Source organism: Pseudomonas sp. (assembly GCF_051660785.1).
Taxonomy (GTDB): domain Bacteria; phylum Pseudomonadota; class Gammaproteobacteria; order Pseudomonadales; family Pseudomonadaceae; genus Aquipseudomonas.
The window spans coordinates 31149-57055 of sequence record NZ_JBOFQE010000003.1 but is presented as its reverse complement, the minus strand read 5'-3'; the positions used below and the strand labels follow the sequence as shown (position 1 = coordinate 57055).

The window sequence follows — 25907 nt, the reverse complement described above, 5'->3', positions numbered from 1 at the left end:
AAAATGATCTTTTAACTCTATCGAAGAAGCAGTGGTTTGCAGGTAGGAAAAGTCGGCGCGAGGTAGCCGATCAGGACTCATTACATACAAAAAAGGCCTACCTCCCGGTAAGCCTTTTCCACCCTCTGTAGGACTCAATCCCCCAACGCCGCCCCCTCACGCCGAGGATCGGCCCCGCCCGCCAACGACGCCTTCCCCTGAGCATCCTTCACCCGAACAATCGCCTGGGTGCCGCTGGTCATGTCGATCTCGCTCACGCTGTGCCCTTTGTCTTTCAACGCCTGAATCAACCCTGCGCTGAACTGACCCTCTTCCAGTTCCGTCGGGCCGTTGCGGCTGCCGAAGTTGGGCAGGCTGATGGCCGCTTGCGGATCGAGGTTCCAGTCGAGCAGGCCGATGGTGGATTTGGCGACGTATTCGATGATCTGCGAGCCGCCGGGCGAACCGAGGGTGGCGAGGAATTCGCCGCTCTGGCGATCGAATATCAGCGTCGGTGCCATGGACGAGCGTGGGCGTTTGCCGGGTTCGACGCGGTTGGCGACTTTCTGCCCGTTTTCTTCGGGGATGAACGAGAAGTCAGTCATCTGATTGTTGAGCAGGAAGCCCTGAACCATTACGTGTGAACCGAACGCGGATTCGACGGTGGTGGTCATGGACACTGCGCCCCCTTCGTCATCGACCGCCACCACTTGCGAGGTCGAGATGCGCAGCGGCGAACGGTCTGGCGCGTAGGCGACCTTGATGCCCGGCGGGGTGCCGGGTTTGGCTGTGCCCATGCTGCGATCACCGATCAGGGCGGCGCGGCTGGCCAGATACGTCGGGTCCACCAGACCTTTGACAGGCACGGGCACGAAGTCGGCGTCGGCCAGATAGAGCGCGCGGTCGGCATAGGCCAGGCGCTCGGCTTCGGAGATCAGGTGCACGGCTTCTGGCGCAGGCTCGATGCCGGCGACTTTGTCCGTCTTTATCGGTTTCATTGAGGCCAAGGCCAGGCGCGGATCGCGAATCTCCAGCGCCTGGAGTGTGCCGAGGATCTGCGCCACGGCGATCCCGCCCGACGACGGCGGCGGCATGCCGCAGACCTGCCAGCGTTTGTAGTCGGTGCACAGCGGCGCGCGCTCTTTGGCCTTGTAGCCTTGAAGATCGTTCAGCGACAGGCTGCCGGGGTTGGTGTGGCCCTGAACCTTGGCGACGATTTCCTGCGCAACCGGCCCTTTGTACAGCGCATCCGGCCCTTCCTTGGCGATGCGTTTGTACACCGCGGCCAGCGCCGGGTTTTTCAGTTGAGTGCCGGCTGCTTTCGGGCTTCCATCCGCATTGAGGAAGTACGCCACCATGTCCGGCGATCGCCGTATGGATGAGTCTGAAGCGATCAGCTGATGCAGGCGCGGCGAGATGGCGAAGCCTTGCTCTGCGAGTCTGATGGCCGGTTCGAACAGCTGCGCCCACGGCAGGCGACCGTGTTTCTGATGGGCCAGTTCGAGTGCCCGCAGCACCCCGGGCGTTCCCACTGAGCGACCACCAATCTGCGCCTGGGTGAAGGCCATCGGTTTACCGTCGGCCTGCAGGAAAAGCTTCTCGGTTGCGCCGGCCGGTGCCGTTTCGCGACCGTCGTAGGTACGCACGCCCTTGCCATCCCACAGCACAATGAATGCGCCGCCGCCGATGCCGGAGGATTGTGGTTCCACCAGCGTCAACACCGCCTGCATCGCAATCGCGGCATCAATCGCCGAGCCGCCCCGACGCAGCATCTCCCTACCGGCTTCGGCTGCTAACGGATTGGCCGCGGCGGCCATGTGTTTCGAGGCGTGGCGGGTTTGCAGGTCGGTGCGATAACCCGAGGCGCTTTCCGGCGCGACCGGCAAGGTTGACGTCGGCGGGGCGTTGCAGGCAGCGAGGGTCAGCGCGGTGGCGATCAGCGACAAGGCTGACAGGCGATAGCGGCTCAAGTGGAAGGCTGAGAACACGTGGGGGCACTCCGTCCGTTGGAAAGGATCAGGGGACTTTATCGGCCGATCGGGCGAGGTGCAAACCATGGACTACAGCAGGGACGCTTTTGTCCTTCATGAGTCGAAGGATTTTCTGTAGGGTCGAGGGCATCAGACGGGTCAGAAGATCAACAAGAGGCAGCCATGCAGACCGAGTTTCCCACCCAGCCGAGTTATCGCACACAGCGTGAGCAATTCCTCGCGGCAGCGACCGCCACCGGAGCGACATTGACCGAGTATCCACACCCACTCAAAGGGCCATTCGGCGAGCCCCTGAGCACCGATGTGGCGGTGTTGGGCGATCCAGGTGCCAAGCGTCTGCTGATAGCGTTAAGCGGCACCCATGGCGTGGAAGGCTTCTATGGCTCCGGTTGCCAGATCAAGTGGCTGCAGGAGTTGGGCAAGCGCTCACTGCCGGCCGATGTCGCAGTGGTGATGATCCACTTGATCAATCCCTGGGGCACCGCGTGGCTGCGCCGGGTCACCGAAGACAACATCGACCTGAACCGCAATCACCTGAACTTCGAACGTCCGCTGCCTGACAATCAGGCTTACGCAGCGCTGCATGAAATCTATGCCTTCACCGAGTTGCGAGGTCCCGAGCGTGACCGGGCCGATGCCTTGCTCGACGAGCAGATTCGCGAACGCGGTTGGCCGGCGGTGATGTCGATTGTCGAGGGCGGCCAGCACAGCCATTCCGATGGCCTGTTTTATGGCGGGCTGGGGCCGAGCTGGTCGAACCGCACGTTGCACCAAATCCTGCAAAAGCATATTGCCCACGCCGAGGTCGCGATGTGTTTCGACTTGCACACCGGTGCGGGCGAGTACGGTCATCCGATGTTGCTGACCATCACCGAGGCCGCTTATCCAGCTTTGCCCGATGCGCAGGCCATTTACGGTCCGTGGCTCTACACGTTGCTGACCGGTGCCGATACCTTGAGTGAAACCGGCGTTGCAGCCACCGCTACGGGCTACACCTCGCAAGCACTGATCAATGCGCTGCCGCAGGTAAAACTGATGCCGTTCGTGATCGAGTGCGGGACTTACCCGGGGGCGGACGTTCATCGTCATTTGCGCGATGATCATTGGCTGCACCTGCACGGTAATCCAAGTGATGCGGTGGGGCGTGAGATCAAACTGAATCTGCTGGAGCAGTTCTATCCTGCCGACAGCGACTGGCAGGCGATGGTCTGGCTGCGGACCTGGCAGATTTGGGAGCGGGCGTTGTCGGCGTTGCCGACGATTCATTCTTGATGTGCTGTTCGAGAGGCACTTTTCTCGAGGCATAAAAAAACGGCCTACCTTTCGGTAAGCCGTTTTTAGTACTTGGTGGCTACACAGGGACTTGAACCCCGGACCCCAGCATTATGAATGCTATGCTCTAACCAACTGAGCTATGTAGCCAAGTGGCGCGCATTATTCACCGGTAATGCAGATGCGTCAAGCGTAAATCTAAAATATTTCTCTACGCTTTCAACCGCTTATCCACCTGAGCCGAAAATCCGGACCGGAGGAGGGCGTCAACCGAGCTGAAATCTCCCGGTATTGGCACTCAAGGCCTTGCTGCCCTGGCTCAAGGTGTCTGCCGCCAGGTTCACCGCCCGCGCGCCTTCGAGCAATCTTACCGCGGCCTGATCGACCTGCTGGATGTTGCCGCTGACTTCATCGGCGGTGCTGGCCTGTTCCTCTACCGCCGTGGCGATGTGCGCCAGGGTGTCGGTCACGCCTTGTACCGCGAGAGCAATTTCGCCGAGGCGTTCACCCAGACCGGTCACCGACTGGGCATCGCTTTGCGCCTGGCTACAGGCCGCTTCCATCAGGCTTACCGCCTCATTCACCGTGCTACGCAGGCTGTCGACAGTGCCGGCGATCTGCGCCGTGGAGGACTGCGTGCGTTGCGAGAGGCTGCGCACTTCATCCGCCACCACCGCAAACCCACGACCCTGTTCGCCGGCGCGAGCCGCCTCGATCGCCGCGTTGAGCGCCAACAGGTTGGTCTGCTCGGCCACACCGCGAATGGTGTCGACCACCAATTGAATCTGTTGCCCTTGTTCGCTGACCCGACCGAGTGCCGCCGCCGTGTCGTTCAAGCGCTGGTTGAGCTGCTGAATGCTCGCCGTGGTGCGCTGGCTGTCGCGGCTGCTGTCAGCCGCGATCCGCTGGGTGTGCTGAGCGCTGCCGGACGCTTGTTCACAACTCTGGGCGACCCCTTGAGACGTCGCCGCCAATTGCGTGGCCGCCGCCGCGATCTGGCTGATCTGTAATTGCTGCGCTTCAACTTCGCCGAGGGCGCCGCTGGAGTGATGATTGAGGGTGCGCACCGCATTGCTCACCTGCAAGGTTTCGTGATCGACCCCCAGCAAGCTGTTGCGCAATTGCACCACCGCGACGTTCAGGGCGGTGCTGATGGCTGCCAGTTCATCGCGTCCCTGCACCGGCACTTGCAGGCTGAGGTTGCCGTCGCGCAGCGCTTCGGCCAGCAGGGTGATGCCGCTGGCGCTGCGACGGATCGAGGCCTGCAAGCAGATGAACAAGTACAGCGCTGCCAGCAGCAGGCAGCCAAAGATCGTTGCGACCAGAATGAACTGGCGAATCGCCGATCCGTGGTAGTAATCCAGACGCTGATCCAGCGACACCAATGACTGCTGGCGCAGCGAGGCGAGGTCGGTGAGCAGGCTGTCGAGGCTGCGTTCGAATTCTTCCGGCTTGAGCTTGATGCTGCCGCCGAAGACGCCGTCATCGAGGACTTTCAGCTCGGCATCCAGATGCTTGAGGCTGTCGTGGTATTGCCCGGCCCAGCTTTGCAGGGCGCTCGGCAGGCGTGCTTCCAGAAGGCTGGCGGTTTTCACCAACTGTTCCCGGGCATCACCGATGCGGCTGCGCAAATCGCGCAATTGCAGACGGCTTTGCAGGGTGAACTGGCCGGACACCACCGACGCCTGGCCGACACTGGCGAGACGGCCGACCCGTTCAATCAGGTCCGGCGCGTGTTGTGTCGATACTTGCGTCAGCAGATAGGTTTCCAGCCAGGGCGCGAGCGTCAGGCGATTGTCCATGGCGATCTGCTCGCGCAAGGCTTGCAGCGCACTCAAGGCATTGGTGAAGCGATCGTAGCCATCCGGCCACCAGCCAACACTGCTCAGGCTTTTCGAGTCGAGGCCGTTGAGCGCGGTTTGCAGGGCTTGATATCGGGTCAGGGTTTCAGCCTCGGCGCCTTCGGCTTTCAACGCGTTACCGAGGTCCGAGGTGGCTTGGGCAACGGCGGGCTGAACGGCATCGAACGCGGCCATCGCGGCAAGGGTCGCAGGCGTTGGCTGGCGATTGGTTTCCGTCGCACGCCAGCGGGCAGCGCGATCACGTTGGGCAGCAAGCAGGTTATCAAGCGCATCCAAAGCGAGCAGTTGACGAACGCCGGCACGTTCGCCGGAGATCAGGTTCAGTTTGGCGCGATAGTCCTGACCGATCATTAACAGGCTGCCCGCCAGCGGCAGGATAAACAGCAGAAACAACAACTGAAATTTGCGTGCGAAGCCAAAACGCCCCAGCAATCCGATCCCCGGTGATAAAAAAGCCTGCATGCCCCATGACTCCTTTGGACACCACGCACCATTGGCGTGCGTCGAGGCCATTGCGACCGCGACTTGTGCCCCTTTAAAAGGCCTCGAAAGTTCACCCTTGTCAGCTCTGTAGGCCGGCTCTGTGGTGAAACTTCCCACTCTCGGTGCCCTTTGTAAGGGCACCGCGTTGAAGCTGATAAACAAGGCAAGATTCAGACCATGGCGTTGCGCTATCAACGACTGAATTTAGTTCGTTAGCTGGCTAAGGGGATGGCGCTGCTGCACTGAAAAATGGCACATTGACGCACCTGCCCGTGTGCACCCATCTGCTGTACGGAAAACTCTCATGGCTATCAGTAACGCTCAAGCCGGCGCGACGTCGGCGCCCGCGACTTCACAAAGCAGCCCCTTGGTCATGCGCATCATTGGCGCGGTGGCGCTGGCGCATTTGATCAATGACCTGATTCAGTCGGTGCTGCCGTCGATTTATCCAATGCTCAAGGCCAACTATGGCCTGACCTTCACCCAGGTTGGATTGATAACCCTGACCTTTCAGCTGACAGCGTCACTGTTGCAGCCGTGGGTCGGTTACCACACCGATCGCCACCCCAAACCCTGGCTGCTACCGGCCGGAACGGTCTGCACCCTGATCGGCATTTTGATGATGTCGGTGGTCGGCACGTTCCCGTTGATCCTGCTGGCGGCGGGGTTGATCGGCGTCGGCTCGTCGACCTTTCACCCGGAAGCTTCTCGTATTGCGCGGCTGGCTTCGGGCGGGCGGTTCGGCCTGGCGCAATCGACCTTTCAGGTAGGCGGTAATGCCGGATCAGCCTTTGGTCCGTTGCTGGCGGCGGCGATCATCATTCCCTTCGGTCAGGGCCATGTGGCCTGGTTTGGCTTGTTCGCCGTGTTTGCACTGTTCGTGCTCTACCGGATCAGCCGCTGGTACGCCAATCACTTGAACCTGTTCAAGCTCAAGCAAGGTCAGGCGGCCACTCACGGCCTGTCGAAACGCCGGGTCATCAGTGCATTGGTGGTGCTCGGCTTGTTGGTCTTCTCCAAGTATTTCTACATGGCGAGCTTCACCAGCTACTTCACCTTCTACCTGATCGAGAAGTTCGACCTGTCGGTGGCCAGTTCGCAGCTGCATCTGTTCCTGTTCCTGGGCGCCGTGGCGGCGGGGACGTTCTTTGGCGGACCGATCGGCGACAGGATCGGGCGTAAGGCGGTGATCTGGTTTTCGATCCTGGGCGTTGCTCCGTTCACGCTGATCCTGCCCCACGTTGACCTGTTCTGGACCAGCATTCTCAGCGTGGTGATCGGTTTCATCCTGGCGTCGGCGTTCTCGGCAATTGTGGTTTACGCCCAGGAACTGGTGCCGGGGAATGTCGGGATGATTGCCGGAGTGTTTTTCGGACTGATGTTCGGTTTTGGCGGGATTGGGGCGGCGTTGCTGGGGCATCTGGCGGACATTCACGGCATCGAATACGTGTACTTCCTGTGCTCGTTCCTGCCGCTGTTTGGTGTACTGGCGATCTTCCTGCCAAGAACGAAAAAGCCCTGACCAAACACAAATCCCCTGTGGGGTGGTGGATGATTATTTCAGGCACAAAAAAGCCGCGTATCAAACGCGGCTTTTTTTCGAGCGGGTGTCTTACACGTTGAAACGGAAGTGCATCACGTCGCCGTCTTTAACGATGTAGTCCTTGCCTTCCAGACGCCATTTACCGGCTTCCTTGGTGCCGGCTTCGCCCTTGTACTGGATGAAGTCGTCGTAGGCGATGACTTCGGCGCGGATGAAGCCTTTTTCGAAGTCGGTGTGGATAACGCCAGCGGCTTGTGGTGCGGTGGCACCGACGCGGACGGTCCAGGCGCGGACTTCTTCGACACCGGCGGTGAAGTAGGTCTGCAAGTGCAGCATTTCGTAGCCGGCGCGGATGACGCGGTTCAGACCTGGCTCTTCAAGGCCCAGGGCTTCAAGGAACATGTCTTTCTCTTCGCCGTCTTCCAGCTCGGCAATTTCGGCTTCGATCTTGTTGCAGACCGGCACCACCATGGCGCCTTCTTCTTCGGCGATGGCCTTGACGATGTCCAGCAGCGGGTTGTTCTCGAAACCGTCTTCAGCGACGTTGGCGATGTACATGACCGGCTTGGTGGTCAGCAGGTGGAAACCACGAATCACCGCTTTATCGTCGGCGCCCATGGTCTTCATCAGGGTGCGCGCAGGCTTGCCGAGGGTGAAGTGAGCGATCAATTGCTCCAGCAGGCCTTTCTGGACCACGGCGTCCTTGTCACCACCCTTGGCGTTACGCGCAACTTTCTGCAGTTGCTTCTCGCAGCTGTCGAGGTCGGCGAAGATCAGTTCCAGGTCGATGATTTCGATGTCGCGTTTCGGGTCGACGCTGTTGGAGACGTGAATCACGTTCTCGTCTTCGAAGCAGCGGACTACGTGGGCGATGGCATCGGTTTCACGGATGTTGGCGAGGAATTTGTTGCCCAGGCCTTCACCTTTCGAGGCGCCGGCAACCAGGCCCGCGATGTCGACGAATTCCATGGTGGTCGGCAGGATGCGCTTTGGATTGACGATGGCGGCCAGCGCTTCCAGACGCGAATCCGGCATCGGCACGATACCGGTGTTTGGCTCGATGGTGCAGAAGGGGAAGTTCTCGGCCGCGATCCCGGATTTGGTCAGCGCGTTGAACAGGGTGGACTTGCCGACGTTAGGCAGGCCGACGATGCCGCAATTGAATCCCATGGTGTTTCCCCTCGGATTAGAGTCAGGCCTTCTGGCTGTGCAGGTTTTTCATCGCGCGGTTCCATTCACCGGCGAGGATATCCGGCAGCACGCCGAGGGCAAAGTCGATGCTGGCATCGAGTTTTTCCTGTTCGGCGCGTGGCGCACGACCCAGGACGAAATTTGAAACCATACTGGCAACGCCCGGGTGGCCAATGCCAAGCCGCAAGCGGTGAAAGGTATTCTGATTACCCAGTTGCGCGATGATGTCGCGCAACCCGTTGTGACCGCCGTGGCCGCCGCCCTGTTTGAGTTTGGCAACGCCCGGTGGCAGGTCGAGTTCGTCATGCGCCACGAGGATTTCTTCAGGCTTGATGCGGAAGAAACCGGCGAGTGCCGCGACGGCCTGGCCGCTGCGGTTCATGTACGTGGTGGGAATCAGCAGACGAACATCCTGACCCTGATGCGAATAGCGCCCGGTCAGGCCAAAATATTTGCGATCCGCCACAAGGTTTACGCCTTGTGCGTTCGCGATGCGCTCAACAAAAAGGGCCCCTGCGTTATGCCGGGTCTGTTCGTATTCAGCACCTGGATTTCCCAGGCCAACGATCAGTTTGATGGCAGTCACGATAGGGGCCCTTCCTTGGAGTGGTGGTTAACATCGCCGCAATCAGTGTGTGCGGCGAAAGTGGACGACAAGTGCTCATTTACCATTATGTAAACTCCGCGTTCTCGCCCGCTTTCTCGCTACGTTCCAGTCCGCGATGTTACCGGGTCACTCCGGCATGACAGAGTGAATTACTCTGCTGCGCCTTCTTCAGTAGCTTCTGGAGCAACACGTGGAGCGTGGACGTTGGCAACAGCCTTGTCATCGCCGTGTGCCAGAGCAACAAACTCAACGCCTTTAGGGGCTTTGAGGTCGGACAGGTGAATGATCGAACCGATTTCGGCGTTAGCCAGGTCGACTTCGATGAATTCAGGCAGGTCTTTTGGCAGGCAGGTCACTTCGATTTCCGAAACAACGTGCGAAACTTCGCCGCCTTTCTTGATCGGAGCTTCTTCACCAACAAAGTGTACAGGCACGATAGCGGTCAGTTTCTGGCCAGCTACAACGCGTACGAAGTCGGCGTGCAGCACGTGGCCTTTGGCCGGGTGACGCTGCAGGGCTTTGATGATTACGTTTTGCTTGGTGCCGCCAACGTTCAGCTCGATGATGTGGCTGTAAGCCGCTTCGTTTTCGAGCAGTTTGGCAACTTCTTTAGCCAGCATGCTGATGGATTCAGGGGCTTTTTCGCCACCGTAAACTACAGCTGGTACCAGGCTTGCGAGACGACGCAGGCGGCGGCTCGCACCTTTCCCCAGGTCGGAACGCACTTCAGCATTCAGAGTAAAATCGTTCATGTTGTATCTCCAAAATAACCACATTCGCCCCAGCGTTTGCGACCAGCGCTAAAGGCGATATGGGCAAAAAAGCCCCGCCCCGACAGGAATGCCGGGGCGGGGCGCTTTTCGTCAACGAGACAGTCGAGAAGGGCAGGGCCCTTAACGGAACATCGCGCTGATCGATTCTTCATTGCTGATGCGGCGGACCGCTTCGGCAACTACCGGCGCGATATCCAGTTGACGGATACGCGAGCAGGCTTGAGCAGCAGCGGACAACGGGATGGTGTTGGTCACCACCAGTTCGTCCAGCATGGAATTTTCAATGTTTTCGATCGCCCGACCGGACAGCACAGGGTGTGTGCAGTAGGCGAAAACCTTGGCAGCGCCATGCTCTTTCAGGGCCTTGGCCGCGTGGCACAGAGTGCCGGCGGTATCGACCATGTCATCGACCAGAATACAGGTACGCCCTTCGACATCACCGATGATATGCATCACTTCAGAGTGATTGGCTTTCTCACGGCGTTTGTCGATGATCCCGAGATCCACGCCCAGGGATTTGGCAACAGCACGTGCACGCACGACGCCACCAATGTCCGGGGACACGATCATCAGGTTTTCGAAGCGCTGATCTTCAATGTCATCCACCAGAACCGGGGAGCCGTAGATGTTATCTACCGGAATATCGAAGAAACCCTGGATCTGGTCAGCATGCAGATCAACCGTGAGAACACGGTCGATGCCGACTACGGTAAGCATGTCAGCAACGACTTTCGCGCTGATAGCCACACGTGCGGAACGCGGACGGCGATCCTGACGGGCATAACCAAAGTAAGGAATAACAGCAGTGATACGAGTAGCCGAGGAGCGGCGGAAGGCATCAGCCATCACTACCAGTTCCATCAGGTTATCGTTGGTCGGAGCGCAAGTCGGCTGAATAATGAAGACATCTTTACCGCGGACGTTTTCATTGATCTCGGCAGTAATTTCGCCGTCGGAGAACTTACCGACAGAGATGTCACCGAGAGGGATATGCAGCTGACGTACAACACGCCGAGCCAGATCGGGGTTAGCATTCCCCGTAAAGACCATCATCTTGGACACGCGCAGTACCTAGAGGCTGAGGGTAACCTGGATGAGTATAGAAAATGGCAGGGGCGGCTGGATTCGAACCAACGCATGGCAGGATCAAAACCTGCTGCCTTACCGCTTGGCGACGCCCCTGTATCTGTTGCAACGAGTACCCAGTACTCGATTCCTTTTAGAGCAGACTTTGCAGCTTGCGATGCAACATCGAAACGTTGCTTCCTTTTGCTACAAACCCTGTAAGGGTCTCTGTAAGAAGGGCCGAGACTTTATCAGCTTCAGCTTTGCTTGGGAAGCCCCCAAACACACAACTTCCAGTTCCGGTGAGTTTTGCTTCGGTAAATTTACCTAACAAATTCAATGCGTTACGTACATCTGGATAACGCCTTGCTACCACCGGTAAGCAGTCATTTCGACTGTTTCCCTTGGGAACGGGGCGCACTTTAATGGGAGAAGAGTTACGTGTCAACAACGGATCTGAAAAAATTTCTGCTGTACTTACAGAGACTTGCGGCACCAGCACGACATACCACGGTTCTTCGGGGTCTACAGGGGTAAGTTTCTCCCCCACGCCCTCGGCGAAAGCCGCGTGGCCACGCACGAAAACCGGGACGTCGGCCCCCAGTGTCAGGCCCAGTGCGGCCAGTCGATCCTCATCCCAGGCCAGTTGCCAGAGATGATTCAGGCCGAGCAATGTCGTCGCGGCATTTGAACTGCCGCCACCGATACCACCGCCCATGGGCAGGATTTTTTCGATCCAGATGTCGATGCCGAGCGAACAACCGGATTGCTCCTGAAGTTTTTTTGCGGCTTTGACGATCAGGTTGCTGTCATGAGGAACGCCGTCGAATTCGGTGTGCAGTTGAATCACGCCGTCGTCGCGTACGGCAAAGGTGATTTCATCGCCGTAGTCGAGAAACTGAAAAATCGTCTGCAGATCGTGGTAACCGTCTTCACGGCGACCAAGAATGTGCAGCATCAGATTGAGTTTGGCCGGGGAGGGTAGCGTCAAGCGCGTAGCAGTCATGTTCACTGCCCCAGCTTGCGAGGTTGCCATTCCTTGATCACCAGCGTGACATCAAGGTCGGTGCCGTGCAGTTTGATCCGCTCGGGCAGCCAATAGCCGCTTTGCTCGGCGTAGCTGAGGTATTCCACTTTCCAGCCATCCTGCTCAAGATTGGCCAGGCGGCTGTCGGCATCCAGGGTCAGGCGACTTTTGCTGTCCGGCGCAGGAAGCCCGCGAACCCACCATGCCAGATTGGACACCGGCAGTTTCCAGCCGAGCTGTTCTTCGACCAGCGCTTCGGGTGTAGTTGCGTCATAACGGCCCTGATTGGCCACTTCCAATGAGACTTTGCCCGGGCGGCCGGTCAAGCGCGCCGCGCCGCGACCCAACGGGCCGGAAAGGCGGATGTCGTAGTAATCCTGTCTCTGCAGCCAATAAAGCGTGCCGCTGCCCGAATCTTTTGGCGCGCGGATGCCTATCTTGCCGTTGATCTGCCAGCCATCAAGGCTGGACAGTTGTTGCTTGTAATCGCGCCATTGGGCCGGGTTGCCTTGACCCTGGACCGATTCGCGGGCGCCGAAGCCCGCGCAACCGGCGAGCAGGGCGATGAAACTGAAAACGATAAGTTGGCGCAAAAACATAATCTTAAAGAGTCTCTGATCCGGTCAGGCGCTTGATGGTGCTGCGCAGGATGGGGCTGTCGGGCTGTTCCTTGAGGAACTTGCTCCAGATTTGCTTCGCTTCCCGTTGCTTGCCATTGGCCCACAGGACTTCGCCCAGGTGCGCGGCAACCTCTTGATCGGGAAAACGCTCCAGGGCCTGGCGAAGATAGCGCTCGGCTTCATCAAGATTGCCCAGGCGGAAGTGCACCCAGCCGAGGCTGTCGAGTACCGCCGGGTCTTCCGGGTTGATCTGGTGCGCTTGTTCGATCAGGGCCTTGGCTTCGGCGTAACGCGTCGTACGGTCGGACAGGGTGTAGCCGAGGGCGTTCAACGCCATCGCATTGTCCGGGTCGCGCTTGATGATCAGGCGCAGGTCTTTTTCCATCTGCGCCAGGTCATTGCGTTTTTCCGCCTGCATGGCGCGGGTATAAAGCAGATTCAGATCGTCCGGGTATTTTTGCAGCGCGGTTTGCAGAACCTTCCAGGCCTTGTCGGGCTGCTTGTTGGCAGACAGGGTCTCGGCTTCGATCAGGTACAGCTGGATCGCGTAATCGGGTTGCTCATCGCGTTCCGTGGCCAGACGGCTTTGTGCTTCGGCGGTCTTGCCGTTGTTGATCAGGATGTCGGTCTGGCGCAGTTGCGCAGGCAGGTAGTCATTGCCTGGGCCGACCTGGGCATACTCGTTCAGCGCGCCTTGTGGATCGTTGCGCTCTTCTGCGATACGACCGAGGTTCAGGTGCGCGGAATCGACGTGGCTTTCCCGGGCAATCAAATCTTCCAGGTAGCCCTTGGCCTCGTCCCAGGCCTTGGCTTCCAGGCACACCAGCGCCAGGGAGTAACGCAGTTCGTCGTCTTCCGGGTATTGCTGAACCAGGCTCGAGAACTCGACTTTGGCGTCGTCCATGCGGTCCTGTTCAACCAGCATGCGCGCATAGGTCAAGCGCAGGCGTTTGTCGTCCGGATATTTCTTGATGCCTTTTTGCAACAACGGCAACGCTTCGTCGCCACGGTTGAGCCCTTGCAACAGGCGCGCGCGCAGCAGGATCGGGGCAATTTCGCCGTCTTCCGGCGGATTGTCCTCCAACAGGGTCAGTGCGCCTTTGGCGTCACCGTCCTGTTGCAGCAGCAAGGCCTTGCCGAAGATCAACTGGCTGTTGTTCGGGTGGCGCAGCAATAAACGGTCAAAACTTTTCATCAGGCCGTTGCGCGTGTCCTGGTCGGTATCGGCCGCGGACAGGGCGAGGAAGTCGAAATGCGTGTCGCCCTTGCCGAGCAGGACTTTCTCCATATAGGCCATGGAGTCGTCATAACGCCCGGCGCGAGCCAGTTGCACGGCAGCCGCCCGTTGCGCCTCGAGATCGTCCGGGGCGTTTTTTGCCCAGATCAGCGCAGTATCAAGGGCAGCCTGATCGGCGCCCAGGTACTCGGCGATGCGGAAAGCCCGCTCGGAGATGCCCGGATCCTGGGTGTTGATGGCCTGGGTCACGTAGTTGTCCAGGGCAATGTCGAAACGATTGCGCTGGCCAGCCAGTTCGGCGCTCAACAGACTGAAGACGGTTTCTTCACTGAATGAGCTGTAAACCTTGGGCTTTTCAGGGGCCGGAGTGCTGTCTTCGACCGGCGGCGTACCGTCCGACGAAACGGGTGCCAAGACCTGGCAGCCGCTGAGGAAGACAAAAGCGAGGAGCAACGCGGAAGATCTATTCATATAGGAAGAGGACGACTAACCTGCGGTCGGATCATCATGACACAAGCCTTCGGCCAAACATAACCGAGTCTCGATGGATGCCTTTATAGAGGCAGGTCATTGGGACAATAGTCAGCGGTAGTTGTTCTGGCTCTGTCGAAGTAGGACAATTGCCGGCTTCACGTCACCATCAGCGACCTTGAATGGCCTTCCTTGCACTCGGTATCAACCACAAGACTGCTTCAGTAGACGTCCGCGAGCGCGTGGCCTTTACCCCTGAGCAGCTGGTGGAGGCCTTGCAGCAGCTCTGCCGACTCACCGACAGCCGCGAAGCTGCGATCCTCTCCACCTGCAATCGCAGTGAACTGTATATAGAACAGGATCATCTTTCCGCTGACATCGTGTTGCGCTGGCTGGCCGATTATCACCATTTGAGCCTCGACGAGCTGCGCGCGAGCGCTTATGTGCACGAAGATGATGCGGCAGTTCGTCACATGATGCGGGTCGCCTCCGGGCTCGACTCGCTGGTATTGGGCGAACCGCAGATTCTCGGCCAGATGAAATCGGCCTACGCCGTGGCGCGGGAGGCGGGCACTATCGGGCCGTTGCTCGGGCGCTTGTTTCAAGCGACGTTCAATGCCGCCAAACAAGTGCGCACCGACACGGCCATCGGCGAAAATCCGGTGTCCGTGGCGTTTGCCGCCGTCAGCCTGGCGAAACAGATTTTCAGTGACTTGCAACGCAGCCAGGCCTTGCTGATCGGCGCTGGCGAGACCATCACCCTGGTCGCCCGCCATCTGCATGAACTGGGTGTGAAGCGTATCGTGGTCGCCAACCGGACCCTGGAACGCGCGAGCATCCTCGCCGAGCAGTTTGGTGCCCATGCCGTTTTACTGTCGGACATCCCGGCCGAGCTGGTGCGCAGCGACATCGTTATCAGCTCCACCGCCAGCCAGTTGCCGATCCTCGGCAAGGGCGCCGTGGAAAGCGCCTTGAAATTGCGCAAGCACAAACCGATCTTCATGGTAGATATCGCCGTACCGCGCGATATCGAGCCGGAAGTCGGCGAACTGGACGACGTTTACCTCTATAGCGTCGACGATCTCCACGAAGTAGTCGCCGAGAACCTCAAGAGCCGCCAGGGTGCAGCCCAGGCAGCCGAAGAGATGGTCTCGGTCGGTGCCGAAGATTTCATGGTGCGCCTGCGCGAACTGGCGGCGGTGGATGTGCTCAAGGCCTATCGCCAGCAAAGCGAGCGCATGCGCGACGAAGAATTGCAGAAGGCCCAACGCATGCTGGCCAATGGCAGCAGCGCCGAAGACGTGCTGGTGCAATTGGCGCGTGGCCTGACCAACAAACTATTGCACGCCCCGAGCGTGCAGTTGAAAAAGCTCTCTGCCGAAGGCCGCCTCGATGCGCTGGCCATGGCCCAGGAACTCTTTGCCCTGAATGAGGGCTCATCGGATAGCTTTTCGGATAAAAAACCGCAATGAAAGCGTCACTGCTCAATAAGCTGGACATCCTCCAGGACCGTTTCGAGGAATTGACCGCCTTGCTCGGCGATGGCGAAGTCATTTCCGATCAGGCCAAATTCCGCGCGTATTCCAAGGAATACGCGGAAGTCGAACCGATTGTCGCCACCTATAAACAGCTGCTCAAAGTGCAAGGCGACCTCGAAGGCGCCCAGGCACTGCTCAAGGACAGCGACCCGGACATGCGCGAAATGGCCGTGGAAGAAGTTCGCGAAGCCAAAGAGCAACTGATCGACATCGAAGCCAGCCTGCAACGCATGCTGCTGCCCAAGGACCCGAATGACGGGCGCAACGTGTTTCTCGAAATCCGTGCCGGCACCGGCGGTGACGAGGCGGCGATTTTCTCCGGCGACCTGTTCCGCATGTATTCGCGTTACGCCGAGCGACGTGGCTGGCGGGTGGAAATCCTCTCCGAGAACATCGGCGAGCACGGCGGCTATAAAGAAGTCATCGCCCGGGTTGAAGGCGATAACGTCTACGGCAAACTGAAATTCGAATCCGGCGCGCACCGCGTGCAACGAGTCCCGGCCACCGAGTCCCAGGGTCGCATCCACACCTCGGCCTGCACCGTGGCGGTGTTGCCCGAGCCGGACGAGCAGGAAGCGATCGAAATCAACCCGGCGGATTTGCGGGTCGACACGTATCGCTCTTCCGGCGCCGGTGGTCAGCACGTCAACAAGACCGACTCGGCGATCCGCATCACGCACTTGCCGTCCGGCATTGTCGTGGAGTGTCAGGAAGAACGTTCCCAGCACAAGAACCGCGCCCGGGCGATGTCCTGGCTGTCGGCCAAACTCAACGATCAACAGACCAGCGCCGCCGCCAATGCCATCGCCAGCGAGCGTAAATTGCTGGTCGGTTCGGGTGATCGCTCCGAGCGCATCCGCACCTACAACTTTGCCCAGGGCCGGGTGACCGATCACCGGGTCAACCTGACGCTGTATTCTCTCGATGAAATCCTCGCGGGTGGCGTCGAAGCGGTGATCGAACCGTTACTGGCCGAGTTCCAGGCCGATCAACTGGCAGCGATAGGTGAGTAAATGACGATCATTGCCAGTTTGCTGCGCGCCGCCGATTTGCCCGACTCGCCCACGGCGCGTCTGGATGCCGAATTGTTGCTGGCCGCGGCCCTGGGCAAGTCCCGCAGTTTTCTGCACACCTGGCCGGAACGCATTGTGCCGAGCGAAGCAGCGCTGAAATTCGCCGAGTACCTGCAACGTCGTCGTGGTGGAGAACCGGTCGCTTACATCCTCGGGCAGCAAGGGTTCTGGAAGCTTGATCTGGAAGTCGCGCCGCACACGCTGATCCCGCGCCCGGACACCGAGTTGCTGGTGGAAGCTGCGCTGGAATTGCTGCCCGCCACACCGGCCAAGGTCCTCGACCTCGGCACCGGCAGCGGCGCCATTGCGTTGGCCCTGGCCAGCGAGCGTCCGGCGTGGAAAGTCACTGCAGTGGATCGAGTGCTCGAAGCCGTGGCCCTCGCTGAGCGCAATCGTCAGCGCTTGCACTTGAACAACGCCTCGGTGCTAAGCAGCCATTGGTTCAGCGCGCTGGAAGATCAGCGTTTTCAACTGATCATCAGCAACCCGCCTTACATCGCCTCCGCCGATCCGCATCTGGTGGAAGGTGATGTGCGCTTCGAACCGGCCAGCGCTTTGGTGGCGGGCGTCGACGGGCTGGACGATCTGCGTCTGATCGTCGCCCAGGCGCCAGACCATCTGGATGCCGGTGGCTGGCTGATGCTCGAACACGGTTACGATCAAGCCGTGGCAGTGCGCGATTTGCTGCTGACCCGCGGCTTTGAAGAAGTCCACAGCCGCACCGATCTGGGCGGTCACGAACGTATCAGCCTGGGGCGCCTGCCGTGCTGAATGATCAGGAATTGTTGCGTTATAGCCGGCAGATTCTGTTGCAACACGTCGACATCGACGGCCAGTTGCGACTGAAGGAAAGCCGCGTGTTGATCGTCGGTCTCGGCGGTCTCGGCTCACCGGTTGCGCTGTATCTGGCAGCCGCTGGCGTTGGTGAGTTGCATTTGGCGGACTTCGATACCGTTGACCTGACCAACCTGCAACGCCAGATTGTCCATGACACCGACAGCGTCGGCCTGAGCAAAGTCGATTCGGCCATTCGCCGTTTGAGCGCGATCAATCCCGAGATCCAATTGATCGCCCATCGCACCGCACTGGACGAAGATTCCCTGGCGGCCGCCGTGGCGGCAGTGGATGTGGTGCTGGACTGCTCCGACAATTTTTCCACCCGCGAAGCGGTCAACGCTGCGTGCGTTGCCGCCGTTAAACCGCTGGTCAGTGGCGCGGCGATTCGCCTGGAAGGGCAATTGTCGGTGTTCGACCCGCGCCGCCCGGAAAGCCCGTGTTACCACTGTTTATACGGTCACGGCAGCGAAGCCGAATTGACCTGCAGTGAGGCCGGCGTCGTCGGTCCGTTGGTTGGGCTGGTGGGCAGCCTCCAGGCGCTGGAAGCACTGAAACTGCTGGTGGGTTTTGGCGAGCCGCTGGTGGGGCGCCTGTTGCTGATTGATGCCCTGGGTTCGCGCTTTCGTGAATTGCGGGTCAAGCGTGATCCGGGCTGCGGCGTCTGTGGTTCGAAACATGCGTGAAGCGCCTATCGGCGTGTTCGACTCCGGAGTCGGTGGGCTTTCGGTGCTGGCCGAGATCCAGCGTTTGCTGCCCAATGAGTCGCTGCTGTACGTCGCCGACTGCGGGAATGTTCCCTACGGTGAGAAAACTCCCGAGTTCATCCAGCAGCGTTGCAGCGTGATGGCCGATTTTTTTCAGCAGCAGGGCGCCAAGGCCCTGGTGCTGGCCTGCAATACGGCGACCGTCGCCGGTGTTGCAGACTTGCGACGCGATTTCCCTGAGTGGCCCATTGTCGGCATGGAGCCCGCCGTCAAACCTGCCGCTGCCGCCACCCGCAGTGGCGTGGTCGGCGTACTCGCCACTACCGGCACGTTGCAGAGCGCCAAGTTCGCAGCCTTGCTCGACCGTTTTGCCACCGACGTACGCGTCATCACTCAGCCATGCCCTGGCCTGGTAGAGCTGATTGAAAGCGGCGATCTGCACAGTGAGGCATTGCGTCATTTACTGGCCAGTTATGTCGGGCCGTTGCTCGGTGCCGGGTGCGACACAATAATTCTGGGCTGCACGCATTATCCCTTCCTAAAGCCATTGCTTAAGCAGATGATCCCCGATGACATCAGCTTGATCGACACCGGCGCCGCTGTGGCGCGGCAACTTCAGCGGCTGTTGGCCGAGCGTGAATTGCTCGCCGAGGGGCCCGTGCGTGCTGCACAATTCTGGACGAGTGCCGATCCGGAGCATTTCAGAAATATCTTGCCGATCCTGTGGAATACCGCTGGCGTTGTGCAAAGCTTCAAGCGATAAACAAAATACTGGGGCAAACGAATAATTGGGGTGAACTTCTGATTAAACGTCGACTTCTATAGCGGTGAGCAACAAAAAAACCTTACGAAATCGTTCGGAAAAGGATGTTTCTAATGAAGCGACTATTCTGCTTGGCCGCGATTGCGGCCGCACTGATGGGGCACAGTTTTACCGCACAGGCGGCAGGCGTGGAGTTCGCGGTCGGCCAGACCAGCGAGTCGACCATGACCTATCGATTGGGCATGCAATTCGATTGGGACAAGAGCTGGTTGCAGAGTGATGTCGGTCGTTTGACCGGGTACTGGAGCGGCGCCTACACCTACTGGGAAGGCGACGAAGCCTCCAGCAACCACAGCCTGTCGTTCTCGCCGGTGCTGGTTTACGAGTTTGCCGGCCAGACCGTCAAACCCTACGTGGAGCTGGGCGTTGGCGTGGCGGCATTCGCCAATACCGAAGTCGAGAACAACCAACTCGGCAGTTCCTTCCAGTTTGAAGACCGGTTTGGTTTTGGCCTGCGCTTTACAGGCGGCCATGAGGTCGGCATTCGTGCGACGCACTATTCCAATGCCGGGCTCAGTAGCCCGAACAACGGTGTAGAAAGCTACGCGCTGCACTACACGATGCCGTTGTAAGACTTGCTACTTTAAATGTGGGAGCGAGCCTTGTGGTGAGGGGATTTATCCCCGTTGGGTTGCGCAGCGACCCCGAAACCTGCAATGACGGAATGTCAGACATACCGCGTGCACTGGTTCTGCGACTGCTTCGCAGCCGAACGGGGATAAATCCCCTCTCCACAAGGCTCGCTCCCACATTGAATTTGCGTGACTTCAAATTCAGCGATACGCCGTGGTTATCCCCTGGCGCTCATCGATGCATTCCGGTGCGCCCATCTCGAACTCCCGGCAGATCAGCGGGCGTTTTTCGTAGATGGTGCACATCATGCTGTTGCGATCCAGCGCAGCGCACCAGCCGTCATCCAGACGCAACATGACTTCCCCGCCCCAATCATCGGTGTCGATAAAACGCTCAGGCACGCCCGTGTCGGTGATCAGCATGACTTCGAGCTGACAGCAGCAGGCTGCGCAGGTCGAGCACGTGACGGCCGGCTCGGTAATTTGCGTGTGGGGAATGGTTTTCATGGCGCGCAGTGTAAGTCAGTAGGCCGATGCTGTGTAAAAGGCCTGACGGACGCCGGGCTGCGGGTGTCCGTCGCCAGCGATGGCACCTTGGGGCTTAGGGCGAACCACTTTAGTCAGTCGTTGTAGAGGGCGCTGCTCACAACACTTCGCCAAACGAGCGAGCAACCCGCAACGCGCTGACCACGCCGTCTTCATGGAAACCGTTGGCCCAATAAGCGCCGCAATAGTACGAGTGCTGCACGCCGTCCAGTTCTTCCCATCGACTTTGCGCCGCCACGGTAGCCAGGCTGAATTGCGGATGGGCGTAGGTGTATCTGGCGAGCACCTTGGCCGGGTCGATACCCGCGCTCTGGTTGAGGCTGACGCAGAACGTGGTATCGCTCTGGATACCTTGCAGGATGTTCATGTCGTAGGTGACGGCGACCTGTGTGTGGCCCGGGCCACCGAGGCGATAATTCCAGCTGGCCCAGGCGAGTTTTTCGGTGGGCAGCAGGCGTGTGTCGGTGTGCAGCACCACTTCGTTATCGGCGTAGGGCAGGGCGCCGAGGATCGATTGTTCAGCGACGCTTGGCTTGGCCAACAGTTTCAGGGCCTGATCGCTGTGGCAGGCAAACACCACTTTGTCGAAACGTTCGCTGCCGGCGGCGCTGTGGACAATGACGCCATCCTCATCGCGCTCGACCCGGGTCACCGGGCAGCCGAGGCGGACCTTGTCTTTGAAGGTCGCCGTCAAGGGCCCGATGTAAGCACTTGAGCCCCCTTCGATGACTCGCCATTGCGGGCGATCGCTGGCGGACAGCAGGCCGTGATTCTTGAGCCACCTGACAAAGGTGTGCAGCGGGAAACCGAGCATGTCGGCCATCGGCATCGACCAGATCGCGGCACCCATCGGCACGATGTAATGCAGGATGAAGCGCTCGCCGTAGCGGCCGTTTTTCAGATAGTTGTCCAGCGTGGTGTCGACGGCGATCCGCCCTTCATCCAGGTCGCGCCGGGCCTCTTTATTGAAGCGCTGGATGTCGCGCAGCATGCCCCAGAATCCGGGTGACAACAGGTTTCGGCGTTGGGCAAACAGGCCGTTGAGGTTACTACTGTTGTACTCCAGACCCGAGTCCGGATCCGTCACTGAAAAACTGACTTCAGTCGGTTTGAACCCGACGCCGATATGGCCCAGCAGGCGAATGAAATTCGGATAGGTCCGGTCGTTGAACACAATGAAACCAGTGTCCACGGCATAGCCTTGGCCATCGACGGTCACATCCACGGTGTGGGTGTGGCCGCCTATCCGGTCGCTTGCCTCGAACAGGGTGATCTCATGCCTGCGGTTGAGCAGGTAGGCGCTGGTGAGGCCCGAGATGCCGCTGCCGATAATGGCGATGTTCACGGAACGTCCTGGATCGGCGGATGGCTGCGGACCATGCGGTTGCCGACTGCCAGTTTCACGCAGTCGGGTGTTTTCGACAGCGGCCAGAGAGCCGCCATGAACAATCCCGGAAAGGCGATCTCAACAGGACGGTTTTTGAGTTTGGCGAAGATTTGCCGGGCGGCTTTGGCCACTGGCCAACTGAGCGGGATCGGGAAATCGTTGTTCGCCGTCAGCGGGGTCTCGTCAAAGCCCGGGCTGACCACCGTCACTTCGATGCCTTCCGGCGCAACGTCAATGCGCAGGGTTTCGAACAGGTGACGCAGCCCGGTCTTCGACGCACCATAGGCTTCGGCCCTTGGCAGCGGCAGGTAGGTTACCGAGCTGGCGACGCCTACCAGGTGCGGCGCGCAGCCCTTGCGTAACAGAGGCAACGCGGCCTCTATGCAATAGGCGCTCGCGAGCAGATTGGTGCGCACCACGTGCTCGACGATCGACGCATCGAACTGCTGAACTTCAACGTATTCGCAGGTGCCGGCGTTGAGGATGACCGTGTCCAGAGAACCCCAGACATAAGCAATCTGCTCGCCGATCTCGCGCACCGTCTGACTGTCAGTCAGGTCGCCAGGCACGACCAGCACTTGCCCGGGATAACGCAGGGACAAGACTTTCAGCACCGCTTTTGATCGCGAACTCACGGCCAGGTGAGCGCCGGTTTTCAGTATTTCTTCAGCCAGCGAAGCGCCAATGCCGCTGCTGGCGCCGGTCAACCAGTATCGCCGTGGAGGTGTAATACTCATCCCATTCTCCTTTTCAGCCAGGTAATCGCCCGGCCCAATACGGGTACATGTTGGTAAAGCAGTGCACCGGCAGGGCGCATGTCTTCGTTGCGGAGCCCATCGAGGCGTTGCAAAAAGTCTTCACCCGGCAAGGCAAAACAGCGCAGGGCATCACTCATGAGCGCCTCTTGCATCTTGTCGCGACGGCAGGTTCTTGAATGCCGCCAAGGCACGTTGGCGACTGGTACTCAGATTGACGATGGGCGATGGATAATCTGCAACCCCGAACAAGCCACTAAGGTTCGCCGGGTTATGCAGTTCTTTTTTGTTCAGCCCCGCCAGCTCCGGCAGCCAGTGCTTGATGAACACACCTTCAGCGTCGAACTTCTCCGACTGGCTCAATGGATTGAAAATGCGGAAATAAGGTGCCGAGTCAGTGCCCGTGGAGGCACTCCACTGCCAGCCACCGTTGTTCGCCGCCAGGTCGCCGTCGATCAAGTGACGCATGAAAAAACGCTCACCTTCGCGCCAGTCGATCAGCAGGTTCTTGGTCAGGAACATCGCCACCACCATGCGCAAGCGGTTGTGCATCCAGCCGGTTTCGAGCAATTGGCGCATGGCCGCGTCGATGATCGGCAGGCCGGTACGGGCTTGCTGCCAGGCCAGCAGTTCTTCCGGTGCGTCGCGCCAGGCCAGGGCTTCGGTTTCCGGGCGGAAGGCGCGGTGACGCGAGACCCGTGGGTAACCCACCAGAATGTGTTTGTAGAACTCGCGCCACAGCAGCTCGTTGATCCAGGTGACCGCGCCCACCTTGCCGCTTTCGAACTCGCCCTGATTGCTTTGCAGGGCGGCGTGCAAACACTGGCGTGGGGAAATCACCCCGGCAGCGAGATAGGCCGAGAGCTGGCTGGTGCCGGGTTTTGCCGGGAAGTCGCGCTCGTTTTTGTAGTAGTCGATTTGTGCGTCGGCGAAGGTGTCGAGGCGGCGGCGCGCTTCGGTTTCACCGGCCGGCCAGAGCTTGCGCAGGCTATCGCTTGGCGTTTCGAAACCTTCGACACTCGACGGAATGTCATCGCTGCTGATGTTCAATAAATCTTGTGCAGCCGGTGCTGCAACAAGTCGGGGAAGAGAGCGGTGCAGACGCTCGTAACAGACTTTACGGAACTGGCTGAAGACCTGAAAGTAAGTGCCGGTTTTAGTCAGCACGGTGCCCGGTTTGAACAACAGCTGATCGAGATAGCTAAAGAAGTCGATGCCGTTGGTCTTCAGCGTTTCAGCCACCGCTGCATCACGACGGCTTTCATGAATGCCGTACTCCTCGTTGACGTGCACGGCGTCAATGTTCAATTGCTGGCAGAGCTGGAGCAGAACGTTCGGCGCTTCATCCCAGCGAGGGGCGTGGCGGATCAGCAAGGGGATGTTCAATTCGCCCAGAGTACGGCTCAGTTCACTCAGGTTGCGCAGCCAGAAATCCACTTTGCACGACGCGTCATCGTGTTCCAGCCATTGCTGCGGGCTCAACAGGTACACCGCCACTGTCGGGCCGCGGGCAGCGGCAGTCGAGAGGGCAGTGTTGTCATTCAGGCGCAAGTCGCTGCGCAGCCAAATCAGTTGCATGGCGGTATCCATCAAATAAGCCCACGCTTGACCAGTTCCCGATGAGCCGTAAGCGGGTCTTCAGCCAGGAAAAAATCAGCGATCTCGGTAGTTTTTACGGACAGCTCGGCGTGATGGATGCATACCGTTGGTCCGGCAATCATTTTTGGGCAACTGACGCCATTCAAAAGTTTCGCCAGCTGCGAAATGTTCATGGCTTTGCTGGAATACAGCAGTACGCCGCGGGCTTGCAGGTGATCGACCGCCAGCGCGAGTTCGCCCGCCGGCAGCGGCCAATCGAGAACCTCCACCGGGCAGTCGGCGCTGCTGATCAGCCACGCGGTCAGCCACAGGCAAGGCTCCAGTGAAAGGTCCGAATGATTGATCAACAGCCATGGCGCGGTGCGTAACTGACGATTGTTATGGTAGATGCGTGCGCCGAATTTGCTGCGCAGCCAGGAAAAGAAAAATACCCGCTCCATCTGCGCGCCGAACTGCCCCTGCCAGCGTTGTTCCAGTTCCGCCAGCAACGGCATCAGCAATTGTTCGCACAAGGTGCGTGGCGGATACAGCGCCATGGCTTGATTGACGGTGTCATCAAGCGTGCGTTCGTCGAGCCGGGTCACCGCTTGCAGCAACGTCTGGCCCAGCACCTGCCAATCGTTCGAGAGGGTCTCGGTAAAGGCCTGAGGCGTGTCGAGCAGTTGCTTGATCTGGCTGACGGCCACGCCGCGATTGAGCCAGGTAAGAATCGTCAAAATCCGTTGCACGTGTACGGCAGAGAACAGGCGATGCCCCTTGGGCGTGCGTTGGGGCACGATCAGCCCATAGCGTCGTTCCCAGGCGCGCAGGGTCACAGCGTTCACACCGGTCTGGCGCGCCACTTCGCGAATCGGCAACCAGCCTTCGTCCAGGGCTTTCTTGAAGTCATCGCCAAGGTCTTCCCTGGCGCTGGTGTCGAGTGGGCTTTTCATTAGATTGCATTTCGCAGGCTGAGGTTTTCCGGGTGCGGCTGCAGATAAACCTGCTGTGCGATGTAGGGATCCGGGTGTTGGCGGAAATAATGTTTGAGCAGCGTCAGCGGCACCACCAGCGGCACGATGCCGTGTCGGTACTGGCCGATGACGTGCTGCACTTCCTGCTTGTCTTCAGGGCTGATGTCCTGTTTGAGGTAGCCACTGATGTGCTGCAGGACATTGGTGTGAGTGCGGCGCGTGGCGCATTTTTTCAATGCCGCCATCAGCTCGCTGAAATAGCGCGGGCCGAGTTCGTCAGGATCGGTCTGGCCCATGTTGCCCAAGAGGTTACCCAAGGTTTTGTATTGCACCGGGTTATGGGCCATCAGCAGGTATTTGTAGCGCGAGTGGAAGTCCGTAAGGCCACGCCGGGTCAGGCCTTCTTGCAACAACTGCTGCCAGGCGCTGTAGGCAAACACGCGGGTGAGGAAGTTTTCGCGCAGCACCGGGTCGTTGAGGCGGCCAGCTTCTTCCACCGGCAAATCCGGTTGCAGGGCGCAGAAGACCTGGGCGTAGATGCCGCGTCCACCACCGTCCACCGGGGATCCGTTGGCGTGGTAGACCTTGACCCGGTCGAGGCCGCAGGAAGGGGATTTCTGCATGAAGATGTAGCCGCAGATATCGCCCAGTTCTGCGGCCATTTTCTGACCGTACTCGGCGAGCGGCCGGGTGACGTTGATCTCGGGGTGGACGGTGCCGACCGCTTCGGGGTGTTCGGGGTCGCCGATCAGGCGGATCGGTTCGCGAGGAATACCCAGGCCAATGGCGACTTCCGGACACACCGGGACGAAATCAAAATAGTCGGCGAGGGTGTGACTGCACAGGCGCGACTCCTTGTGACCGCCGTTGTAGCGCACCTCGGCCCCCATCAAGCAGGCGCTGATGGCGATTTTCGGTTGAGTCGCTGGCTGTTCGCACATCGGAGCACCTCGAATCCAGACCTGTACAGAGTGGTGGCTCTGTACAACTTGATCTTCA

Annotated in this window: 24 protein-coding genes and 2 tRNA genes; 8 read left to right on the top strand and 18 right to left on the bottom strand. The window is 59.4% G+C overall.

Annotation, left to right across the window (positions count from 1 at the left end; genetic code table 11):
* Nucleotides 1-134: 134 nt before the first annotated feature.
* Nucleotides 135-1967 (bottom strand): gamma-glutamyltransferase, encoded by a 1833-nt coding sequence (gene ggt / locus ACRC4F_RS00840; protein WP_438657666.1) that lies wholly within the window; start codon nucleotides 1965-1967, stop codon nucleotides 135-137.
* Nucleotides 1968-2132: 165 nt separating this feature from the next.
* On the opposite strand from ggt, the gene ACRC4F_RS00835 reads away from it, so the two are divergent.
* Entirely contained in the window at nucleotides 2133-3242 is a 1110-nt protein-coding gene (locus ACRC4F_RS00835) for a DUF2817 domain-containing protein (protein WP_438657665.1), read from the top strand.
* 73 nt (nucleotides 3243-3315) lie between these two features.
* On the opposite strand, the gene ACRC4F_RS00830 is transcribed toward ACRC4F_RS00835, so the two are convergent.
* Together ACRC4F_RS00830 and ACRC4F_RS00825 are read right to left on the bottom strand one after the other, a co-directional pair.
* Nucleotides 3316-3392, bottom strand: a tRNA-Met gene (locus tag ACRC4F_RS00830).
* 116 nt (nucleotides 3393-3508) lie between these two features.
* On the bottom strand, nucleotides 3509-5566 hold the full coding sequence (locus ACRC4F_RS00825; protein ID WP_438657664.1) for a methyl-accepting chemotaxis protein: 2058 nt from the start codon (nucleotides 5564-5566) through the stop codon (nucleotides 3509-3511).
* Between the two features lie 325 nt (nucleotides 5567-5891).
* Here ACRC4F_RS00825 and ACRC4F_RS00820 point away from each other — a divergent pair, with 325 nt between their 5' ends.
* On the top strand, nucleotides 5892-7109 hold the full coding sequence (locus tag ACRC4F_RS00820) for an MFS transporter (protein WP_438657663.1): 1218 nt from the start codon (nucleotides 5892-5894) through the stop codon (nucleotides 7107-7109).
* Nucleotides 7110-7199: 90 nt separating this feature from the next.
* Here ACRC4F_RS00820 and ychF read toward each other — a convergent pair whose 3' ends face one another.
* The 8 genes from ychF to ACRC4F_RS00780 form a co-directional block, all read right to left on the bottom strand.
* Nucleotides 7200-8300, bottom strand: a complete 1101-nt coding sequence (gene ychF, locus ACRC4F_RS00815) for a redox-regulated ATPase YchF (RefSeq protein ID WP_046053455.1) — start codon at nucleotides 8298-8300, stop codon at nucleotides 7200-7202.
* A 22-nt stretch (nucleotides 8301-8322) separates the two neighbouring features.
* Nucleotides 8323-8907, bottom strand: coding sequence for an aminoacyl-tRNA hydrolase (pth, locus tag ACRC4F_RS00810; RefSeq protein ID WP_046030136.1), 585 nt, complete (start codon nucleotides 8905-8907; stop codon nucleotides 8323-8325).
* Nucleotides 8908-9077: 170 nt separating this feature from the next.
* Nucleotides 9078-9680 (bottom strand): 50S ribosomal protein L25/general stress protein Ctc, encoded by a 603-nt coding sequence (locus ACRC4F_RS00805; protein WP_131059496.1) that lies wholly within the window; start codon nucleotides 9678-9680, stop codon nucleotides 9078-9080.
* A gap of 141 nt (nucleotides 9681-9821) precedes the next feature.
* Complete coding sequence (locus ACRC4F_RS00800; RefSeq protein ID WP_003208392.1) at nucleotides 9822-10763, bottom strand: ribose-phosphate pyrophosphokinase; 942 nt, start codon at nucleotides 10761-10763, stop codon at nucleotides 9822-9824.
* A gap of 45 nt (nucleotides 10764-10808) precedes the next feature.
* Nucleotides 10809-10883 (bottom strand) — tRNA-Gln (locus ACRC4F_RS00795).
* Nucleotides 10884-10920: 37 nt separating this feature from the next.
* Entirely contained in the window at nucleotides 10921-11772 is an 852-nt protein-coding gene (gene ispE / locus ACRC4F_RS00790; RefSeq protein ID WP_438657685.1) for a 4-(cytidine 5'-diphospho)-2-C-methyl-D-erythritol kinase, read from the bottom strand.
* A 2-nt stretch (nucleotides 11773-11774) separates the two neighbouring features.
* Complete coding sequence (lolB, locus tag ACRC4F_RS00785; protein ID WP_438657662.1) at nucleotides 11775-12392, bottom strand: lipoprotein insertase outer membrane protein LolB; 618 nt, start codon at nucleotides 12390-12392, stop codon at nucleotides 11775-11777.
* A 4-nt stretch (nucleotides 12393-12396) separates the two neighbouring features.
* A complete protein-coding gene (locus tag ACRC4F_RS00780) occupies nucleotides 12397-14121 on the bottom strand; it encodes a tetratricopeptide repeat protein (protein ID WP_438657661.1) in 1725 nt (574 codons plus the stop codon).
* 182 nt (nucleotides 14122-14303) lie between these two features.
* Between ACRC4F_RS00780 and hemA the strand changes: the two genes are divergently transcribed.
* From hemA to ACRC4F_RS00750, 6 genes are all read left to right on the top strand, one after another.
* Complete coding sequence (gene hemA / locus ACRC4F_RS00775; RefSeq protein WP_438657660.1) at nucleotides 14304-15593, top strand: glutamyl-tRNA reductase; 1290 nt, start codon at nucleotides 14304-14306, stop codon at nucleotides 15591-15593.
* Nucleotides 15590-16672 (top strand): peptide chain release factor 1, encoded by a 1083-nt coding sequence (gene prfA / locus ACRC4F_RS00770; protein ID WP_438657659.1) that lies wholly within the window; start codon nucleotides 15590-15592, stop codon nucleotides 16670-16672. Before hemA ends, prfA begins: the two co-directional genes overlap by 4 nt.
* Nucleotides 16673-17503, top strand: coding sequence for a peptide chain release factor N(5)-glutamine methyltransferase (gene prmC / locus ACRC4F_RS00765; protein WP_438657658.1), 831 nt, complete (start codon nucleotides 16673-16675; stop codon nucleotides 17501-17503).
* Nucleotides 17497-18252 (top strand): molybdopterin-synthase adenylyltransferase MoeB, encoded by a 756-nt coding sequence (locus ACRC4F_RS00760; protein WP_438657657.1) that lies wholly within the window; start codon nucleotides 17497-17499, stop codon nucleotides 18250-18252. Before prmC ends, ACRC4F_RS00760 begins: the two co-directional genes overlap by 7 nt.
* Nucleotides 18245-19036 (top strand): glutamate racemase, encoded by a 792-nt coding sequence (gene murI, locus ACRC4F_RS00755; protein ID WP_438657656.1) that lies wholly within the window; start codon nucleotides 18245-18247, stop codon nucleotides 19034-19036. The genes ACRC4F_RS00760 and murI overlap by 8 nt, the downstream gene beginning before the upstream one ends.
* Before the next feature lie 113 nt (nucleotides 19037-19149).
* Nucleotides 19150-19668: an acyloxyacyl hydrolase gene (locus tag ACRC4F_RS00750; RefSeq protein ID WP_438657655.1), complete on the top strand. Its 519-nt coding sequence runs from the start codon at nucleotides 19150-19152 to the stop codon at nucleotides 19666-19668.
* A gap of 201 nt (nucleotides 19669-19869) precedes the next feature.
* Here the strand turns inward: ACRC4F_RS00750 and ACRC4F_RS00745 are convergent, their stop codons facing one another.
* The 7 genes from ACRC4F_RS00745 to ACRC4F_RS00715 form a co-directional block, all read right to left on the bottom strand.
* Nucleotides 19870-20175: a YkgJ family cysteine cluster protein gene (locus ACRC4F_RS00745; RefSeq protein WP_077749015.1), complete on the bottom strand. Its 306-nt coding sequence runs from the start codon at nucleotides 20173-20175 to the stop codon at nucleotides 19870-19872.
* A gap of 136 nt (nucleotides 20176-20311) precedes the next feature.
* A complete protein-coding gene (locus ACRC4F_RS00740; protein WP_438657654.1) occupies nucleotides 20312-21559 on the bottom strand; it encodes an NAD(P)/FAD-dependent oxidoreductase in 1248 nt (415 codons plus the stop codon).
* Nucleotides 21556-22338 (bottom strand): SDR family NAD(P)-dependent oxidoreductase, encoded by a 783-nt coding sequence (locus ACRC4F_RS00735; protein WP_438657653.1) that lies wholly within the window; start codon nucleotides 22336-22338, stop codon nucleotides 21556-21558. The genes ACRC4F_RS00740 and ACRC4F_RS00735 overlap by 4 nt, the downstream gene beginning before the upstream one ends.
* A complete protein-coding gene (locus ACRC4F_RS00730; protein ID WP_438657652.1) occupies nucleotides 22335-22496 on the bottom strand; it encodes a hypothetical protein in 162 nt (53 codons plus the stop codon). Before ACRC4F_RS00730 ends, ACRC4F_RS00735 begins: the two co-directional genes overlap by 4 nt.
* Nucleotides 22489-23934 (bottom strand): deoxyribodipyrimidine photo-lyase, encoded by a 1446-nt coding sequence (phrB, locus tag ACRC4F_RS00725; RefSeq protein WP_438657651.1) that lies wholly within the window; start codon nucleotides 23932-23934, stop codon nucleotides 22489-22491. The genes ACRC4F_RS00730 and phrB overlap by 8 nt, the downstream gene beginning before the upstream one ends.
* Nucleotides 23935-23945: 11 nt before the next feature.
* A complete protein-coding gene (locus ACRC4F_RS00720) occupies nucleotides 23946-24887 on the bottom strand; it encodes a MerR family transcriptional regulator (protein ID WP_438657650.1) in 942 nt (313 codons plus the stop codon).
* On the bottom strand, nucleotides 24887-25849 hold the full coding sequence (locus ACRC4F_RS00715) for a YbgA family protein (RefSeq protein ID WP_438657649.1): 963 nt from the start codon (nucleotides 25847-25849) through the stop codon (nucleotides 24887-24889). The genes ACRC4F_RS00720 and ACRC4F_RS00715 overlap by 1 nt, the downstream gene beginning before the upstream one ends.
* Nucleotides 25850-25907: the final 58 nt, after the last annotated feature.